The organism is Pseudomonas sp. SJZ074 (genome assembly GCF_007828215.1).
In the GTDB taxonomy this organism is placed as follows: Bacteria; Pseudomonadota; Gammaproteobacteria; order Pseudomonadales; family Pseudomonadaceae; genus Aquipseudomonas.
Genome location: NZ_VIUE01000013.1, coordinates 25,200 through 42,522, shown reverse-complemented (window position 1 = coordinate 42,522; position 17,323 = coordinate 25,200). Strand labels below are relative to the sequence as shown.

Annotated in this window: 14 protein-coding genes; 7 read left to right on the top strand and 7 right to left on the bottom strand. The window is 62.5% G+C overall.

Annotated elements, in window-relative coordinates; genetic code table 11:
• Nucleotides 1–18 precede the first annotated feature (18 nt).
• The 5 genes from FBX99_RS15240 to FBX99_RS15220 all read right to left on the bottom strand — a co-directional run bounded on the left by FBX99_RS15240 (nt 19) and on the right by FBX99_RS15220 (nt 6,666).
• Nucleotides 19–1,707: an AMP-binding protein gene (locus FBX99_RS15240; protein WP_145131917.1), complete on the bottom strand. Its 1,689-nt coding sequence runs from the start codon at nt 1,705–1,707 to the stop codon at nt 19–21.
• A 229-nt stretch (nt 1,708–1,936) separates the two neighbouring features.
• Nucleotides 1,937–3,391 (bottom strand): amidase, encoded by a 1,455-nt coding sequence (locus FBX99_RS15235; protein ID WP_144929427.1) that lies wholly within the window; start codon nt 3,389–3,391, stop codon nt 1,937–1,939.
• Between the two features lie 16 nt (nt 3,392–3,407).
• Nucleotides 3,408–4,658 carry an MFS transporter gene (locus FBX99_RS15230; protein WP_144929428.1) on the bottom strand — a complete coding sequence of 417 codons (1,251 nt, stop codon included), beginning with the start codon at nt 4,656–4,658 and terminating at the stop codon, nt 3,408–3,410.
• An 11-nt stretch (nt 4,659–4,669) separates the two neighbouring features.
• Complete coding sequence (locus FBX99_RS15225) at nt 4,670–5,602, bottom strand: transporter (RefSeq protein WP_145131915.1); 933 nt, start codon at nt 5,600–5,602, stop codon at nt 4,670–4,672.
• A 71-nt stretch (nt 5,603–5,673) separates the two neighbouring features.
• Nucleotides 5,674–6,666, bottom strand: a complete 993-nt coding sequence (locus FBX99_RS15220; protein WP_144929430.1) for a helix-turn-helix domain-containing protein — start codon at nt 6,664–6,666, stop codon at nt 5,674–5,676.
• Nucleotides 6,667–6,844: 178 nt separating this feature from the next.
• Here FBX99_RS15220 and FBX99_RS15215 point away from each other — a divergent pair, with 178 nt between their 5' ends.
• Complete coding sequence (locus tag FBX99_RS15215; protein WP_371921426.1) at nt 6,845–7,852, top strand: GlxA family transcriptional regulator; 1,008 nt, start codon at nt 6,845–6,847, stop codon at nt 7,850–7,852.
• 45 nt (nt 7,853–7,897) lie between these two features.
• A complete protein-coding gene (locus FBX99_RS15210; protein ID WP_144929431.1) occupies nt 7,898–8,803 on the top strand; it encodes a hypothetical protein in 906 nt (301 codons plus the stop codon).
• A gap of 12 nt (nt 8,804–8,815) precedes the next feature.
• Here FBX99_RS15210 and FBX99_RS15205 read toward each other — a convergent pair whose 3' ends face one another.
• Nucleotides 8,816–9,754, bottom strand: coding sequence for a LysR family transcriptional regulator (locus FBX99_RS15205; protein ID WP_144929432.1), 939 nt, complete (start codon nt 9,752–9,754; stop codon nt 8,816–8,818).
• Nucleotides 9,755–10,108: 354 nt separating this feature from the next.
• On the opposite strand from FBX99_RS15205, the gene FBX99_RS15200 reads away from it, so the two are divergent.
• The 3 genes from FBX99_RS15200 to FBX99_RS15190 all read left to right on the top strand — a co-directional run bounded on the left by FBX99_RS15200 (nt 10,109) and on the right by FBX99_RS15190 (nt 12,740).
• Entirely contained in the window at nt 10,109–10,759 is a 651-nt protein-coding gene (locus tag FBX99_RS15200; RefSeq protein WP_144929433.1) for a response regulator transcription factor, read from the top strand.
• Nucleotides 10,760–10,859: 100 nt separating this feature from the next.
• Nucleotides 10,860–11,237 (top strand): response regulator transcription factor, encoded by a 378-nt coding sequence (locus FBX99_RS15195; protein WP_144929434.1) that lies wholly within the window; start codon nt 10,860–10,862, stop codon nt 11,235–11,237.
• A 300-nt stretch (nt 11,238–11,537) separates the two neighbouring features.
• Nucleotides 11,538–12,740, top strand: a complete 1,203-nt coding sequence (locus FBX99_RS15190) for an NAD(P)/FAD-dependent oxidoreductase (RefSeq protein WP_145131912.1) — start codon at nt 11,538–11,540, stop codon at nt 12,738–12,740.
• 177 nt (nt 12,741–12,917) lie between these two features.
• On the opposite strand, the gene FBX99_RS15185 is transcribed toward FBX99_RS15190, so the two are convergent.
• A complete protein-coding gene (locus tag FBX99_RS15185; RefSeq protein ID WP_144929436.1) occupies nt 12,918–13,376 on the bottom strand; it encodes a metallophosphoesterase family protein in 459 nt (152 codons plus the stop codon).
• A gap of 106 nt (nt 13,377–13,482) precedes the next feature.
• Here FBX99_RS15185 and FBX99_RS15180 point away from each other — a divergent pair, with 106 nt between their 5' ends.
• Both FBX99_RS15180 and FBX99_RS15175 read left to right on the top strand, forming a co-directional pair.
• Entirely contained in the window at nt 13,483–15,051 is a 1,569-nt protein-coding gene (locus FBX99_RS15180) for a sensor domain-containing diguanylate cyclase (protein WP_144929437.1), read from the top strand.
• Nucleotides 15,052–15,171: 120 nt separating this feature from the next.
• Complete coding sequence (locus FBX99_RS15175) at nt 15,172–17,172, top strand: U32 family peptidase (RefSeq protein WP_144929438.1); 2,001 nt, start codon at nt 15,172–15,174, stop codon at nt 17,170–17,172.
• The last annotated feature ends 151 nt before the right edge of the window (nt 17,173–17,323 follow it).

Here is a 17,323-nt window from a genome sequence, read left to right as displayed (position 1 = left end):
CGTGCTGCTGGGGAAGGATCAGGCGGATACAGCGTCTGTGGTGACCGCTGCGGGCTTCAATTTGCCACTCAGGTACAAGCGACTCAGCGCCTGGCGCTGGATCTTGCCGCTGGTGGTCTTGGGGAAATCGGCGCGACGGATCAACACCAGGTCGTCCACTTGAACGCCGGCATGGCGCGCCACTGTCCGGGCGACTTCGCGACGCAGTTCCTCCAGGTCACGATTGCCCAACGCATTGACGGCGATCACCACCACGACGCTCTCTTTGACATGCCGGCTGTCAATGCAGGAAAACGCCGCGACAGAACCTGCCGCAAGGCCCAGTTCATGCTCCAACGACCATTCGACGATATGCGGGCTGACATTCACTCCCGCACGGGTAATCAGGTCCTTGGTCCGGCCGGTGATGTAGATCTCGGCGTCCAGTATGAAACCCAGGTCACCCGTGTCGTACCAATCGCTGGCCTGCGGGCGCACGGGCTCCATCTTCAAGTACCGGCCAATCACGCTGCTGCCACGAATCTGCAGGCTGCCCAGCAGGCCTTCACTCACCTCAAGGCCGTGTTCGTCCACCACACGCGTTTCGACGTCACCGACCGCGGTGCCATTGCCCAGATAGGCCGCAGCGCCTGGTGCACCTTCCGGTTGCTCGCGGACCACACCGTCGGCATGCAGGCTCTGAGTGTCCAGCCAGCGCACGCGCAACGCCTGGCCTGGCGCATTGAGGGATACGGCCACCACCGCTTCTGCCATGCCGTAAGCTGGTTGCAGTACGCCCGCTTGCAGGCCATAAGCGCTGAAGGCAGTTTCGAACTGATGAAGATGCGCGTGAAAAACCGGTTCGGCACCGACCCATGCGTAGCGCCAATGGGACAGATCCAGATCGCCGTCACGCAAGCGTCCCGCCAGACGGCCAAGCAACGCGAAAGCCGAGGTCGGCGCCGGTGACAGCGTGCCTTTGTAGCGCGACAGCGCATGGAGCCAGGCCAAGGGCTGACGGCTGAATTCGCTGGTGGGCATCAACACCAGGTCGATGGAGCACCACCAGGCCAGGGTCAAGGCAGAAAGCCCCATGTCGTGATGCAGGGGCAACCAGCTCACCATGCGATCCGCCGCTGCGACGGACACGCGTTCGGCGATAGCCTGGCAATTGGCACTGAGCATGGCCTGGGTGATGCATACCGCTTTCGGCGCGCCGGTACTGCCGGAGGTAAACTGCAGGATCGCAAGGCTTTCAGGACGGCTGAGTACTGGCTCATTGACGGGTGTTTCCACAGCCTGCATACGCTCGCTCAGGGCGGCATCCGTCAAGACCCGCTGCGCCCATTCTTGCGCAAGCTGCTGCGCGATGTGCTCAGAGGTAAGGATCAAGGCAGGTTCGAGCAATGCCAGCATCGCCTCTATCCCCGCCCCTTCGCGTTTGCTTTCGTGGGGCAGCAAGGCAATCGCCAACCCCTCGGCCCAGCATGCTAGCACCACGACCAGCACTTCAACGCTGGAAGGCAGGGCGATGGCAACGACCTGTTCAGGTGCCAGGGCACTCTGACGCAATACCCGGCGCGCACAAGCCACCCGGGCAAGCATTTCGGACTGTTTCAAGGAGACAACGCCATCCTGCGCCAGGACCGTGGTCAGACGAGAAGATGGGCAAGAAAGGAATTTTTCTATCAGGCACAGGCGAGCAGGCGCGACTAATCCGTCAGTCATATTTTCAGTCCTTGAAACATTCAGCAAAGATTACTGATTGTAGGACAATGGGTCAATATGGCTCTTTGATATTGATTTGAAATTATTGCGCTGGTTTAGTGCCCTGCGACGGATAACCCCTCTAGAGCGCAGGTTACAGACAGTAGAAAGGGCATAAACCGTTTGAAGAAAGTTGCCGATGCCCGCTCCCTGCAGGGCGAGCATCGCGTTGCCTTTTAGCCAGTCAAGCTCACCAACAAGCATTCACCGCCGGCACCCGCCCCCGCCACGGCCGGGCTCGCTCCAGTTGTCCGGCCAGGGCCAGCAACGTGCCCTCCTCACCAAAGCGCCCGGCGAAATGCGCCCCCATCGGCAAGCCTCTGGCACTCCAGGACAACGGCACCGACATCGCCGGTTGACCGCTGGCATTGAACAAGGCCGTGAAGGGCGAGTAGCTGTGGTAGCGCTCGATCAACTGATCAAGGCTCAGGCACACATCCTGGATGTCCAGCTCGCCAATCGGCGCCGGTTCGCGGGTCAGGACCGGGGTGAGGATCAGGTCGTAATCCTGCATGAACAGCGCCAGTTGCCGGCCCAGGCCGTGTATCCACTCCACAGCGGCCGCGTATTGGGCGCCGCTCACATTCCCTTTGTCCCGCAGGATGATCCGGGTGCGCACTTCCAGCTCTTCGGCCTGGACCGCGAAGCCACGCATCTGGCCCAGCAGATCGACATAATGACGCGTGCTTGCACCGATGATGGTGAACACCTGGTCGAGAAACTCCGGCAACACCACCGGCAGGCTCACCGGCTCGACACGATGCCCCAGGGACTCGCACAAGCGTGCCGCCTCGCCCACCGCCCGCAAGCTCTCAGGCGACGTCGGCCAGGGGCCGAGCTGCTCGACCAGGGCGATGCGCAGCGGCTGTGGATCGCGCTGCACCGCGGTTACGTAAGGCAGTGCCTGCACCGGGGCGGCATAGGGCGCGCCGAGATCCATCCCTGCGGTCGCATCCAGCAACGCCGCGCTGTCACGCACCGACAAGGTGATCGCATGGGGCGTGCCCATCCCCGCCCAGCCCTCCCCCACAATCGGCCCCGAGGGCAACAGGCCACGGCTGGGCTTGAGACCGAACACCCCGCAGCAGGACGCCGGCACCCGCAACGAACCGCCGCCATCGTTGCCATGGGCGAACGGCACCACCCGGGCCGCCACCAACGCCGCTGCACCGCCGCTGGAGCCCCCGGCGCTGTAGTCGGTGTTCCAGGGGTTGCGAGTCGCGCCGAAACGCGTGGACTCGGTGGAGTACGACGTGCCGAACTCCGGCGACGTGCTGGTGCCCATCAACTGGCACCCTGCCCGGCGCAAACGCGTCACCACTTCCGCCTCGAAATCCGCACGAGCGCTTCCAAGAGAACGGGAGCCATTGGTCATCGCCGCACCGTTGACCGGCGAAAACAGGTCCTTGATCAACGTCGGCACGCCGGCCAACGGGCCCTGCCCCATCTCAGGCGTTTGCGCCGCTTCCCGGGCCGCGTCATACAGCCGCTCGGCCACGGCATTGAGTTGCGGCTCGACCCGTTCGAGGCGCTCGATGGCCACCTCGAGCAATTCGCCAGGCCGGACCTCGCCGCGCCGGACCCACTCGGCCAGGCCCATGGCGTCTTCGCGATCCATCAACTGGTGGATGTCTTGCATGCTCATGCTTCGGATTCCTTATTCATGATGATGGGCGTGTACCGATAGGACTGGCCTGGTCGTGACCACGGCTGCGCAGACCGGTAATCAGCCAAAGCAGTGCTACGACAAGGCTGGTGAACGCTAACCATTGGATGGACTGGCGCAGATCCCCGGCCAATCCCCCCACGCCGGCCACTACCAGAGGACTGGCGAATTGACCGAGATAGAGAAATGCCGTGAACCCGCCCAACCCCCGACCACGGGTGCTGGCGGTCAGGGCGTTCATCACCGGTGCCATCACATTGGGCACCAACAACCCGAACCCCAGACCCTGGATGAGTACTGAAACCAGCACCTCGTTGTAACTCTGTGCGCGCGTCAGCAGCCATAGCCCAAGGCTCGCCAGCCCCAGCAGCAATGCATTGCAACCGGCGATGCCGAAGCGGCGACGCAGCATCGGCCACATCAGCGAACCGACCAGCGTCGCCAACAGGCTCAGCCCCGCTGCCATGCCGATCATGGTGCTGGAGGTAATGCCCAGGCTGACCAACAGCATCGGCGCCTGGACCGGTAAAACGAAGGCCAGGACCATGCCGCCAAAAATCATCAGGTTGCCGACCACCAGCGGCAGCACCGCCACTTTGGTCAAGCCTGCCCCGTCGTTTGGCGACCTGGTCGCGCTGCGCCGCGCCAGCGGCGGCTCCCACAACACCTTCATCATTGACGGTACCAGCAATAACGGCAGGAGATAGAGCAGGAACGGCGAGCGCCACGAATGCTCCCCAAGTGCCCCGCCCACCACAAAGAACAGCGCCCCCACCAGCCCGATGGTAACCACCTGCCGATTGACGTAGCGCAAGCGCTCCTCGTCGTGCCAATAGTCGGCAATCAACGTGGCACAACAGGTCATGACCGCCGCTTCGGTACAGCCGAACAACAGCCTCGTCGCCACGATGGCGGGCAGGCTATCGAGCATGGCGGGCAAGGCGCCGAGCACGGCGTAGAGCAACGTGGCAAGCACCAGCAAGGCCTTACGCCCGACGCGATCGGCCAACCATCCGGCCAGAGGTGCGCACAGGGCGATTGCCAGGGCCGGCCCGGTGACCGCCAGCGGCAACAGCAAATCGGCCCGGGGTTCCACGGGGCCGAATTCGGCACCCAAGCGGGGCAGGACGGGAGAAACCATCACCGACCCCATAATGGTCAAACTGCTGCCCAGCATCAGTACCAGGCCCTCACGCAGGCCTGCCTGACGCAACGGAGCCGTTGAAACGCTGCTTGGTTGGTTCATGGCGAGCCCCTTCAGAAACTTTGAGAAATACGCAACGCCGCGGTATAGCCCTCGGCACGGTTGCGGGCGTCAAACTCTTTGTAGACGTGCAGCCACACCGGCGGAATACCGGGCTTGAAGTAACTCACCGCCGGCCCTACGGCCATCACCCGGGCGCGATTGCCGGTCTCCAGTCCTGGCGCATCGTCATCGCTGAACTGGCGGTAGTAGTAGCCGCCCACCCCCACGGTCCAGGGCCCGGCGTGCTGCCCCACGGCGAACTCATGGCGGTACTCGACGCCGTTCTTGTAGTCGGTGGCGTTGTTGCGGGTATTCACATCGACCTCGAAGCTGGAAGACACTTCAAAGCCGCTGTCGGAGAGGTAGGTGGCGTTGACGATCGGTGAGAACGTCCAGTGGTTGAGGCCGGGTGAAATCAAGCGATTCTTGTCGTAGTCGCCGGTAGGCGCCTGGATCTGGAACTGAGTGTTGACGAACAGGTTCGGCGACAGGGTCCATTGCAGGATCACCGGCAGGAACTGGACGTCCGCCAGACGAAACGGATCGGCTTCAAGGTCCAGCGGGCCGACAGGTGTCTGCACCTGTACCGAGGCGTCCATCTTGAAGAACGGCACTACGGTGCCGAAGCCATATTTGGCGCCCAACACGGTGTAATCGGTCATGCGCATGTAGGCGACGCCGATGGACAGCACATCCAGAGAGAAATTGTTGTCCACCGAGTTGCCGTGGCGGTCTTTCTGCACGTTGGCGGAGTAAAACGCCGTGCGCAGGCCGACGGTCCCGAAGGGCGTGGCCGGCGGCATCATGCCCGCACCGAAGTCGTAGACCCCGACCGCCGTGGTCGGCGCGCCGTTTTCGGTGCCATGGGCGGCGGCGCAAAGGCCGATCATCCCCAGGGTCAACCACGTAAAGCGCAAGACGTTTGTTTTCTTATTGTGATTCATCGAATGCCCCTTCCGACCATGTGGTGGTGGGGTCATCCTAGGGAGCAGGCGTCATCGGCCGTTATCCGTTTTCAGCACAGATGCGTGCGACGCAAGGTTTGCGAAGGCGTTTCACCGAACAGGACCCGATAGTCACTGGAAAACCGGCTCAAATGCCAGAATCCCCAGCGTGCCGCTACCTCCTGCACGCTCTGGACCTGATCATCATTGCGCAGCTCACGGCGCACGGCATTGAGGCGCAACGCGCGTAAATAAGCCACGGGATTGATGCCCAGGGTTTCCTGGAAGCAATACTGCAATTTGCGCCGGCTGGCACCGATGTGGTTGCACAGGTCAAGGATCGACAGCGGCTCATCAACATGGGCCATGGCGTACTCCCGGGCCCGGTCGACCATGCGCTTGCGCGCCGTAGGGTTGAGCGGGGGCGCCTCGTCCGGCGCGACCAATTCCAGCACCTGCACCATGACGGTGTCGCGCAGGCCCCGACGGATCGACTCATAGCCCAACATCGAGTCGCGTCCCTGGGCGCAGCCTTCGAGTTCATTGAACACCATCGCGACTTCGGCCGGCAGCATCGAATCACCGAGCCGGTAACACTTGGGAAGATCGGTAATCTGGAACCGGCTGCCCTGGCGCTCCAGCATATGTTCCAGCGTCTGCTCATCCAAGGCGAAAGCGAACAGATCGAGGTGCGCAGGCGTACACAACTCGGGCAGGTTTTGCCCGCGTGCAACCAACAGGCTGGGTTCGGCAATCGGGTGTCCGGAGCAGAAGGCCGGACCGTCCGCATTCAGCGGCAAGCTGAAGGTGATGGCGCCTTCCCAAGCCGCGCCCTGCTTGGTCATCGCCTGGTTAGAGCGGTCACGCACCAGCTGCATCCAGTCGGCACGGAACTCGACCAGGTCGCCCTCGAAGCGCCCTGGGGTCAACTGGTCGTAGCAGAGTTGCCAACCGCCCATGTTGCGCGAGTGTTCGTCGATGTCACCGGTGCGAAACCGATTGACCACCGGGGTCGGAAACCCACTTGCCGGAACCGTCGACTGCACTCTGTTGTTGTTATTCATTGACCCGACCTTCATCGATTCCTGGGCTTACGGATCAAACATCAGGCAAGTTCCATTCCGCCTCCCAGGCAAGCCGTGCAATTGTGCCGAAAACGGATAATTGGCCAGGAATGGATTCGCTGCCAGTGTATAAAGCAGAATGAATCGACCTCTGAACATCCACGCCACCATGAACGAAATGCCCCGTGACATCGACCTTGCCAGCCGGTCGATCACCCAACCACGCACGCTGGTCTTCCTGGCCTACCCGCAAATGGGCCTTCTGGACCTGACCGGCGCCCAGACGGTGTTCTGGGCGGCGACCAAAGCCATGGCCGAACGCGGCCTGCCCGGCTACGCCATGCATACCGCCAGCCTCCCGGGCGGGTTGATGCGAACCGCCGAAGGCCTGGTCGTGCAGACCTGCCGCCTGCGCCAGTTCGAAGACATTCTGATCGACACGCTGATCGTCCCCGGCGCGCCCGACATCCGCCAGGCGATGATCGATTGCGTCGATCTGGTCGACTGGCTGCGCCATGCTTCAGTCAGGGCCCGACGCACCGCATCGGTGTGCAGCGGCACGTTCCTGATGGCCCAGGCCGGCTTGCTGAACGGACGCCGTGCCGCGACGCACTGGGCCATGTGCGACATGCTGAAAAGCGGTTTCCCGATGGTGGAAGTGGACCTGGATGCGATTTTCATCCAGCAGGGTCACGTGTGGACCTCGGCAGGGGTCAGCGCCGGCATCGACATGGCCCTGGCGCTGGTGGAAGCCGACTGCGGCCGCGAGGTCGCCCTGCAAGTGGCCCGGGAGCTGGTGGTGTTTCTCAAGCGCCCCGGTGGCCAGGCGCAATTCAGCCAGCTGCTGCAATTGCAAACCCAGGACAGCGCCGGCTTCGACGAGCTGCACCTCTGGATTGCCGAGCACCTGGGCGACGACCTGACCATCGAACGGCTGGCCCGCCAGGCGCGAATGAGCCCGCGTAACTTCTCCCGGGTCTACAAGCGCCAGACCGGCCGGACTCCGGCCAAAGCCATCGAGTTGTTTCGCCTGGAAGCCGCGCGAAGGCTGCTGGAAGACTCCCAACGCAACATCGATCAGATCGCCCGCTCGTGCGGTTTCGGTGACGAAGAACGAATGCGCCTTACCTTCCAGCGCCACCTCTCGATTTCACCCCGGGATTACCGCAAGCGCTTTTCCCGCTGACCGGGCTGAGGCTCCCAACGATTTCTAACGAGCATGACTTCGTCCATGAGCGACTTCTCCTACACACAGTACATGCGTTTCTGGACCCCGGACCCAGCCATCGGCCCGCGTGAACAGGCGCCGATGCACCCCCAGGAGCTGGCCTGGGCCCATGATTATGCGGCTCACCACCGTTTCAACTGGCTCATGGTGCTGGTGCCGCCGCTGTGCTTCGGCCCCCTGTTGCCCCCCATCGCGTTATTCCTGGGGCTGATGCTCTATCAAGCACTGTTCGCCCCTGGCCTCGACCTGGATCCCATCATCGATGAGTCCCTGGGATGGCTGGCGGTCGCGATAGTGCTTTTCACCACGGCCTGGGCGCTGCGCAATTTCCTGCGGGACAAACACGACCCGACCAAACGCTACTGGCAGTCCATGCCGGATCAGGGTGTGGTCGAGCTTGAGCGCCATACCCTGGTCTCAGGTTTCTGCCTGTGGGCCAACGACTATGACCCCGACTGCAACAGCCTCATGCTCTGGGTCAACGATAAAATCGAGCGCGTGCAAGACAGCGGCGTATCGCAGTGGGTCCTGGCCAGGACCAAGGAGGGACACTGGCTGGTGCTCAAGGAGCAATTCCCCGGCAACTTCACCTACGCTCGGATTGGACAAACGCCTGCGCCGGCCAAGCAGCTTCAACCACGGGAGCAACTGGCGATTGCCTTTGCCCCCGGCACCCAGTTGCCCCTGGGCCGGCGTTTCGACGGCGCACCGATACCCTTGATCGACACGGCGTACTGGCTGTCTGGCGATGAACTCAAGCGCCTTGCCGAGGCCGCCCATCACTGGACCTTTTTTCCACCGGACCGCTACGCGGTGATCAACGAGCAGGATGCCGAATGGGTGCAGCGCCTGGTGGCGAAGGCGCAAGCCAACGTCGACCCCGAGGGATACGCCTCGAAAGACGATTAGCCGGCCCGCAGCTCAAGCGACCTTCCTGGCGTCCTGGTGCTCGGCGTGCTCGGCCACGAACGCGCTACAACGGGCACGCAACCAGCACTCCCCCGGATCATTGTGAGAAGCACCACCCCAGACCATCGACAGCGCGTGCTCGGGCAAACGGATCGGCGCCGGCTCGGCCCTGAGGCCAGTGGCCGTCGCCATGGCCTGGGCGACATAGTCCGGCACGATGGCGATCATGTCGCTATTGGCCAACAACACGGGCAAGGCGCTGAACTGTGGCACGGTCAACACCACCCGGCGTTGGCGCCCGATCAGGTTCAAGGCGCGATCAGAGTCATCGATGACATTGCCCATGGACGACACCACCGCGTGGGGTCGCTGGCAGAACTCGTCCAGGGACAATTCCCCAGGCTTCGAGTCGGCCCGCAGCAGCATCGGCCGAATCCGCCGCAAGTCCTTGCGCCGGGCATTGGCCGGCAATTCCAGGGTGTGGCTGATGCCCAGGGTGATTTCCCCGCTGATCAGCAACTGGGACATCTGCCATTGATCAGCCCGGCGCACCACCAGTGTCGTGCCCGGCGCCTCGACCCGCAGGCGGCGCAACAGATCCGGCAGCAACGCATATTCAACGTCATCGGACAGTCCGACATGAAAGGTCGCTTCACTGGTGCCCGGATCGAACGCCTGGCAGCGACTCAGGGCAGCGGCAATGCCATCCAGTGCAGGGCTCAGGTTGGAAAATATTTCCTGGGCCCGTGACGTCGGCTCCATCAAGCGGCCCGAACGAATGAACAAGGGGTCATCGAACATCAGTCGTAAGCGGGCCAGCGCACTGCTGATCGTCGGTTGACCAAGAAACAGCTTTTCACCGACACGGCTGACATTGCGCTCATGCATCAGGGTTTCGAAGACAACCAGCAGGTTGATGTCAGCACGACGCAGGTCATTTCTGTTCATCATAGTAGCCGTCCCAGGCACCAGGCCATTGATTCAGGAGTTGACAGGATCATCGCCGGCCCTTTCATCGAGACGCACCGGCGACGGTATGCCTGGCAGGTTATTCCCGCGGCCGCGCGCTTGTCTGTTGTACCTAGGGACAACCCATTCAACCTTTAGGCAAGCTCATCGATACTTCGGTATGCAGCGCTTCAGGACCGTGGCGCAATTTCAGGGTTTTATGTCCTACCTGGCGGCAAGCGGCACTTTTAAGATGCAACGATTCCCATGACCGTAGGATCCGAGCGCAGCCCAAGGCACTTCGTGCAGGTTCGCCCCGCCCCTACTCACTTGCACATGATTCGTTTCGGAAAGCCGATGACGCCTACCCACTCCGCCTGCCAGGCCATCAACGACGAGCCGCTCGTCTATATCGTCGACGACGATCAACCGCTGCGCGAAGCCCTCGGCGGCCTGTTGCGCTCCATTGGCCTGCAGGTCGCACTGTTCGGCTCGGTGACGGAGTTCATGCAATACCCTCGCCCCGACCAGCCCAGTTGCCTGGTGCTCGACGTGCGGCTGCGCGGCACCAGCGGCCTGGACTTCCAGCAGCAACTGGCGACGACCGATACCCATCTGCCGATCGTGTTCATGACCGGCTACGGCGACATCGCCATGACGGTCAAGGCCATGAAAGCCGGCGCGGTGGATTTCCTGAGCAAACCCTTCCGGGAGCAGGACCTGATCGATGCAGTGTCCGCCGCCCTGCAGCGGGATCGATTGCGCCGTGAGTCCGACCGTAGCCGTCGGGCGCTCCAGGACTGTTACGCCAGCCTCACGGCCCGGGAACAACAGGTCATGGCCCTGGCCGTGTCGGGATTGATGAACAAACAGATCGCCGGGGAAATCGGTTTGAGTGAAATCACGGTCAAGATCCACCGGGGCCAGGCCATGCGCAAAATGCGTGCGCGCTCATTCGCCGATCTGGTGCGCATGGCCCAGGCGCTGGACATGCATCGCGGCGGGTGAACGTTCATACCCAGGTATAACTTGGCGGGGTGACAGGACAAGGTATCTTGCAGGGAAGACGGGGCCTTTATAGCGACCTGACATCACCTTCGGTATCTAAATGTCCAATACCGCGATTATTTCAGTGGTCGATGACGATGAGTCCGTTCGAATCGCCTTGGATGGTCTCCTGCGTTCCAGCGGTTACACCGTTCGAACCTATGCCAACGCGTTGGATTTCCTGTCCTCCAGCGGCCCCGAACAGACCGCCTGCCTGATCTCCGATATCACGATGCCCGGCATGAGCGGCATCCAGATGTATAACGAGCTGGCCGGCCAGGGCATTCACATCCCGGTCATTTTCATCACCGGCCATCCCGCCCCGACGCCCCGGGTCAAGGCCGGCGCAGCGGAACCGGTGGCATTCTTTCCCAAGCCGTTTCACTGCGCTGAATTGATTGCCAGCATCGAATCGGTACTCAATCGACCAATCGACTGAATGGCCACCGCCATCGCGGGCAAGCCCGGCTCCCACAGGTTCCGCGTGGTTCACAAAAGCAGTGTCCAACCGCCAATCCTCTCACCCATTGCTCTAACACCTTCGTATAGATCCTTCATACGCAGACATGCCGCCGCTGACCTTATGTAGAAGTGTCGGCCGCCGAACCGACGCATACCATTTCCTACAGCGAACCGAAGCTGAATGCATGAAGCCACGCACGTTCGGGTACTTCGCGACACGGTCACGCTGAAACAGTTGAACAATTCAACGTATCGATTTTGTCTTCGGGAGCACATCATGAAACAGCATATTCTGGTAATTGGCGCAGGTTTCGGTGGGGTATGGAGCGCCTTGAGCGCGGCCCGCCTGTTGGACCAGCATGATCGCAACGATGTGCAGATTACCGTCCTGGCGCCCCAGGCGGAGCTGCGCATCCGGCCGCGTTTCTACGAGCCGGACGTCCATACGATGACGGCTCCGCTGGACGGGTTGTTCAACGCGGTCGGAGTGAATTTCGTGCAGGGCTCGGCACAGGGCGTCGACGCCGATCTCAAGCAGGTGAGCTATCGCGACGCCTCCGGTACCCACGGCACGCTGGGCTATGATCGGCTGGTGCTCGCCGCCGGCAGCCAGTTGATGCGCGCTGACTTCAAGGGCGTGGTCGAGCATGCTTTCGACGTCGATGAGATCGAGCAGGCAACCCGTCTCGAAGCCCACATCAAGTCCCTTGGCAATTTGCCGGACAGCCCTGCCCGCAACACCGTGGTAGTGGCCGGCGGCGGCTTTACCGGGATAGAAACCGCAACCGAAATGCCCGCCCGCCTGCGCGCCGCCCTGGGCGAACATGCCAACATCCGGGTCATCGTCGTCGACCGCGCACCAGAGATCGGTGCCTCCCTGGGCGAGGGCATCCGCCCTTCCCTGATCGAAGCGTCGGCTCACCTGGGCATCGAATGGATCCTCAACGCCTCGGTCGAATCGGTGGATGCTGGCGGCGTCACCCTGTCGAACGGCCAGCGCATCGAATCCAGCACGGTGGTCTGGACCGTGGGTTTCCGTGCCAGTCCGTTGACCGAACACGTACCCGGCACCCGTGATCGCCAAGGCCGCTTGCACGTCGACGGCAACCTGAAGGTGCTGGGCCAGGACCACATCTTCGCCGCCGGTGACGTGGCTTACGCCGCCACCGACACCGCGGGCAACTATGCGGCGATGTCCTGCCAGCACGCCATAGCCCTGGGCCGCTACGCCGGCAACAACGTCGCCGCCGACCTGCTGGGCGTGGCACCGATGCCCTACAGCCAGCCCAAGTACGTGACCTGCCTGGACCTGGGCGCCTGGGGTGCGGTGTATACCGAAGGGTGGGATCGCCAGCTCAAACTGGTAGGCCAGGAGGCCAAGACCCTCAAGACCCAGATCAACTCGATATGGATCTACCCGCCCGCCGCCGACCGCGCCGCAGCCCTGGCAGCAGCCGACCCGTCGATTCCGGTGGCGTGATTTCACTTCGCTGATCCCGGCCAGATCCCTCCTTTCTGAGCCGGTTTTTCCCAGACACCCGCCATGGATGGTTCGGCGGGTGTTTTTTCTTCGATCGCCCAGCCTGCACCAGGCATTCGTTATGAACGCGGATTGGGTCGGAGCGAGCCTGCTCGCGATCCGGGATCCCCCATCTCGTCACTCCAGCAACGCCACAATCCGCGGTTCGATCGAACCCGCACTCACCTCAAGCAACCCCAGCGTCACCGGCAGCTTGAAACGCCGCCGGCCAGCGCTGCCGGGGTTCAGGTACAAACGCTCGCCACGCCATTCGATACGCGGTTTGTGAGAGTGCCCCGTGATGACCACCTTCACAGCCGAGTCGAGTGAAGCCGGCACGTCGGCGATGTCATGCACCAGAAAGACCTGCCAACCACACAGATCGAACTGCAGGCTATCGGCTAACGGCCCGGCCCAGTCCGCCCCGAGGTCGTTGTTGCCGCGCACCACATGCAGCGGCGCAATGGACGCCAGTTGTTCGAGGATCCCGGGGTTGCCAATATCACCACCATGTATGATCCGCTCGCACCCCGTCAGCGCGGCAAGCGCTTCAGGACGGAGTAAGCCGTGGGTATCGGAAATGACGCCAACTTTCATGTGATTTCCCGCCGAATCTGCGTCGTCGCAATGGCTAACGTGCTGGAATTGAATAAGATAGGCTGCGCAGCCATAGTGCGCAGACTTGTCGTAAAAGGAAATGTTAATGCTCGGACGCAAACGGCCGGAGCCAAAGAGCGAAAGCCCTGTCGAGGATTTCGACCCCCAGCCTGCGCGGCCAGGTGCGGCATTGAGGCTTACCGTCAGTTTCATGCTGGTGGTGGTGATCGCCTTTCTGTCCGTGGAGGGCTGGAGAACATGGCGTGACTACCGTGCGGCGTTTTCGGCCGCCCGTGATTCGGTGACGAACCTGGCGCGGGCGACGGCTCAGCACGCCGAAGACACCATCCGCCAGGTGGACGTGGTGACCGCCGCGCTCAGCGAGCGGGTGGAAGGCGACGGGCTCAAGAACATCGACATCCCGCGCATCCATAAACTGCTGGTGCAGCAATCAGCCATCATGCCGCAGTTGCATGGGCTGTTTATCTACGGACCCGATGGGCAATGGGTGGTCACCGACAAGGAAACGATCCCGGAACCGGCGAACAACGCGGACCGTGACTATTTCCAGTATCACCGCACCCACACGGATAGAAACGTGCGCATTGGCGAGGTCATCAGGAGCCGCTCCACCAATGATCTGATCATTCCCATCTCTCGACGCCTGAACAACCCCGACGGTTCATTCGCCGGCGTGCTGCTTGGAACGGTCAAGGTCGCCTACTTCGTGGACTACTACGGCGACTTCAAGATCGACGACAAAGGCGCCCTGGTCCTGGCCATGCGCAACGGTACCGTCCTGGTACGGCGCCCCTTCGTCGAGACGGTGATCGGCAAGAGCCTGGTCAATAGCGTGATTTTCAAGAACTTCCTGCCGACGTCGAACCAGGGCATCGCCGAAGCCCGCGCCGTAATCGACGCCACCGAACGCCTGTATGGCTACCGCGCGCTGACCACCTATCCGTTGGTGGTGGAAGCCGGCCTGTCCCGGGACTCCATCACCGCACCCTGGCGCCGCGACCTGCTCAAGACCGGCTTCGTGCTGGTTTTCCTGATCGTCACCCTGGTCGGCTTCGGGCTCATCGTGCTGAGCCAACTGCGCTACCGGATGACCATGGAAAAGCAGATCCGTCATGCACACCAGAGCATGCGGGACATGGCGTTGACCGACAGCCTGACCGGGCTGGGCAACCGCCGGAAGCTGGACCTGGCCTTGGCCGATGAGCTGCGCCTGGCCAAGCGCCAGGGCTCGTCCCTGGCGCTGATCATGCTCGATGTCGATTACTTCAAGCGCTTCAACGACAAATACGGGCATGCCGCAGGCGATGAGTGCCTGCGGGCCATTGCCGGGGCGATCCGGGGCGCGGTCAATCGGCCGAGCGACCTGGCGGTGAGGTACGGCGGCGAAGAGTTCACCGTCCTGCTGCCCAATACCGACAGCACCGGTGCCTCCAAGATAGCCCAGGACATTCTCGACGCCATCAGAGCGCTGGACATCGAACATGGCGATCATCCATTGGGCATCGTCACGGCCAGCGCCGGCATCACCACCAGCCAGCCGGGCACGGTGGACGTGACGCCTGCCATGTTGATCAAGGCCGCCGACGCCTTTCTGTACCTGGCCAAGAACACCGGGCGAAACCGCTGGTGCAGTGCCAACGCAACGTCGGGTTGAGCCGGTAAAGGACCGCCGTGCATCGGTCCGGATCGCGCAAATCCAAGTCCACAGGTGCCGGCAAGGCGCCTGGCGGCTACAATGGTCGCTTCGACCGTGACCAGCCTGACTAAAAAACACATGTCCTTGCCCAAACATCATCTGGAATTACTCAGCCCTGCCCGCGACGTGACCATCGCCCGCGAGGCCATCCTGCATGGCGCCGACGCCGTGTACATCGGTGGCCCGAGTTTCGGCGCGCGTCACAACGCCTGCAATGAGGTGGGCGATATCGCCCGGCTGGTGGAGTTCGCCCATCGCTACCACGCCCGGGTATTCACCACGATCAACACCATCCTGCACGACAATGAGCTGGAGCCGGCCCGCCAGCTGATCCATCAGCTCTACGATGCGGGTGTCGACGCATTGATCGTCCAGGACCTGGGAGTGATGGAGCTGGACATTCCGCCGATCGAGTTGCATGCCAGTACCCAGACCGACATTCGTACCCTGGCCCGGGCCAAGTTCCTCGATCAGGCCGGCTTTTCGCAGTTGGTGCTGGCCCGCGAGCTGAACCTGCAGGAAATCCGCGCCATCGCCGACGAAACCGATGCCGCCATCGAGTTCTTCATCCACGGCGCGCTGTGCGTGGCGTTCTCCGGCCAGTGCAACATCTCCCACGCCCAGAACGGTCGCAGCGCCAACCGTGGCGACTGCTCCCAGGCCTGTCGCCTGCCTTACACCCTCAAGGACGACCAGGGTCGGGTCGTCGCCTATGAAAAGCACCTGCTGTCGATGAAGGACAACAACCAGAGCGCCAACATCCGCGCCCTGGTGGAGGCCGGTGTGCGCTCATTCAAGATCGAAGGGCGCTACAAGGACATGGGCTATGTGAAGAACATCACCGCCTACTATCGCCAGCGCCTGGACGACGTCCTCGAAGACCGTCCGGACCTGGCCCGGGCATCCAGCGGCCGTACCGCGCACTTCTTCGTGCCCGACCCGGACAAGACCTTCCACCGGGGCAGCACCGACTACTTCGTCAGCGAGCGCAAGATCGACATCGGCGCCTTCGACTCGCCGACCTTCACTGGCGTGCCGGTGGGCGTGGTGGAAAAAGTCGGCAAGCGCGACCTGCAGGTCGTGACCTTCGACCCGCTGTCCAACGGCGACGGCCTCAATGTGCTGGTCAAGCGTGAGGTGGTGGGCTTCCGGGCCAACATCGCCGAGCCCAAAGGCGAATTCGAAGAAGACGGCCAGAAACGCTACCGCTACCGCGTCGAGCCGAACGAGATGCCGGCCGGCATGTACCAGTTGCGCCCCAACCACCCGTTGAGCCGCAACCTGGACCATAACTGGCAGCAGGCGCTGCTGAAAACCTCATCCGAGCGCCGTGTCGGCCTGGCCTGGGTCGCGTGCCTGCGCGAAGAGCGCCTGCAACTGACGGCCACCAGCGAGGAAGGCATCAGCGCCAGCATCGGCCTGGACGGACCGTTCGGCGTAGCCAACAAGCCGGAACAGGCCCTGGAGCAATTGCACGACCTGCTCGGCCAACTGGGCACCACCGAATACCACGCCACCGCCATCGAGCTGGATGCACCCCAGGCATTCTTCATTCCCAACTCGCAGCTCAAGGCGTTGCGTCGCGAAGCCATCGAAGCCCTGACCGCCGCCCGCATCGAAGCGCACCCCCGCGGTAGCCGCAAGGCCGAGACCAGCCCGCCGCCGGTGTATCCAGAGTCGCACCTGTCGTTCCTGGCCAACGTCTATAACCAGAAGGCCCGGGATTTCTATCATCGCCATGGGGTCAAGCTGATCGACGCGGCGTTCGAGGCTCACGAAGAAACCGGTGAAGTGCCGGTGATGATCACCAAGCACTGCCTGCGTTTCTCGTTCAACCTCTGTCCCAAGCAGGCCAAGGGCGTCACCGGCGTGCGCACCAAGGTCGCACCGATGCAGCTTATCCACGGCGATGAAGTGCTGACGCTGAAGTTCGACTGCAAACCCTGCGAGATGCACGTGGTCGGCAAGATCAAGGGCCACATCCTCGACCTGCCATTGCCGGGCAGCACGGCGCAGCCGGTGGTCGGGTACATCAGCCCTGAAGACCTGCTCAAGACCATTCCACGCGCACCGCATTAAGCAATGCCGCAATGGCCTGTGGGAGCGGGCTTGCTCGCGAAAGCGGTGTCTCTGTCACACAGATACAGGATGTGCCGCCTTCGCGGGCAAGCCCGCTCCCACAGGGTTCGGTGATGTATGCAGAGGCTGCATACACCCGTCCACCTGGACC

Excerpts from the sequence above, each read along its gene's own strand:
- FBX99_RS15240 (WP_145131917.1), bottom strand. The coding sequence starts at position 1,707 with ATGACTGACGGATTAGTCGCGCCTGCTCGCCTGTGCCTGATAGAAAAA.
- FBX99_RS15235 (WP_144929427.1), bottom strand. The coding sequence starts at position 3,391 with ATGAGCATGCAAGACATCCACCAGTTGATGGATCGCGAAGACGCCATG.
- FBX99_RS15230 (WP_144929428.1), bottom strand. The coding sequence starts at position 4,658 with ATGAACCAACCAAGCAGCGTTTCAACGGCTCCGTTGCGTCAGGCAGGC.
- FBX99_RS15225 (WP_145131915.1), bottom strand. The coding sequence starts at position 5,602 with ATGAATCACAATAAGAAAACAAACGTCTTGCGCTTTACGTGGTTGACC.
- FBX99_RS15220 (WP_144929430.1), bottom strand. The coding sequence starts at position 6,666 with ATGAATAACAACAACAGAGTGCAGTCGACGGTTCCGGCAAGTGGGTTT.
- FBX99_RS15215 (WP_371921426.1), top strand. The coding sequence starts at position 6,845 with ATGCCCCGTGACATCGACCTTGCCAGCCGGTCGATCACCCAACCACGC.
- FBX99_RS15210 (WP_144929431.1), top strand. The coding sequence starts at position 7,898 with ATGAGCGACTTCTCCTACACACAGTACATGCGTTTCTGGACCCCGGAC.
- FBX99_RS15205 (WP_144929432.1), bottom strand. The coding sequence starts at position 9,754 with ATGATGAACAGAAATGACCTGCGTCGTGCTGACATCAACCTGCTGGTT.
- FBX99_RS15200 (WP_144929433.1), top strand. The coding sequence starts at position 10,109 with ATGACGCCTACCCACTCCGCCTGCCAGGCCATCAACGACGAGCCGCTC.
- FBX99_RS15195 (WP_144929434.1), top strand. The coding sequence starts at position 10,860 with ATGTCCAATACCGCGATTATTTCAGTGGTCGATGACGATGAGTCCGTT.
- FBX99_RS15190 (WP_145131912.1), top strand. The coding sequence starts at position 11,538 with ATGAAACAGCATATTCTGGTAATTGGCGCAGGTTTCGGTGGGGTATGG.
- FBX99_RS15185 (WP_144929436.1), bottom strand. The coding sequence starts at position 13,376 with ATGAAAGTTGGCGTCATTTCCGATACCCACGGCTTACTCCGTCCTGAA.
- FBX99_RS15180 (WP_144929437.1), top strand. The coding sequence starts at position 13,483 with ATGCTCGGACGCAAACGGCCGGAGCCAAAGAGCGAAAGCCCTGTCGAG.
- FBX99_RS15175 (WP_144929438.1), top strand. The coding sequence starts at position 15,172 with ATGTCCTTGCCCAAACATCATCTGGAATTACTCAGCCCTGCCCGCGAC.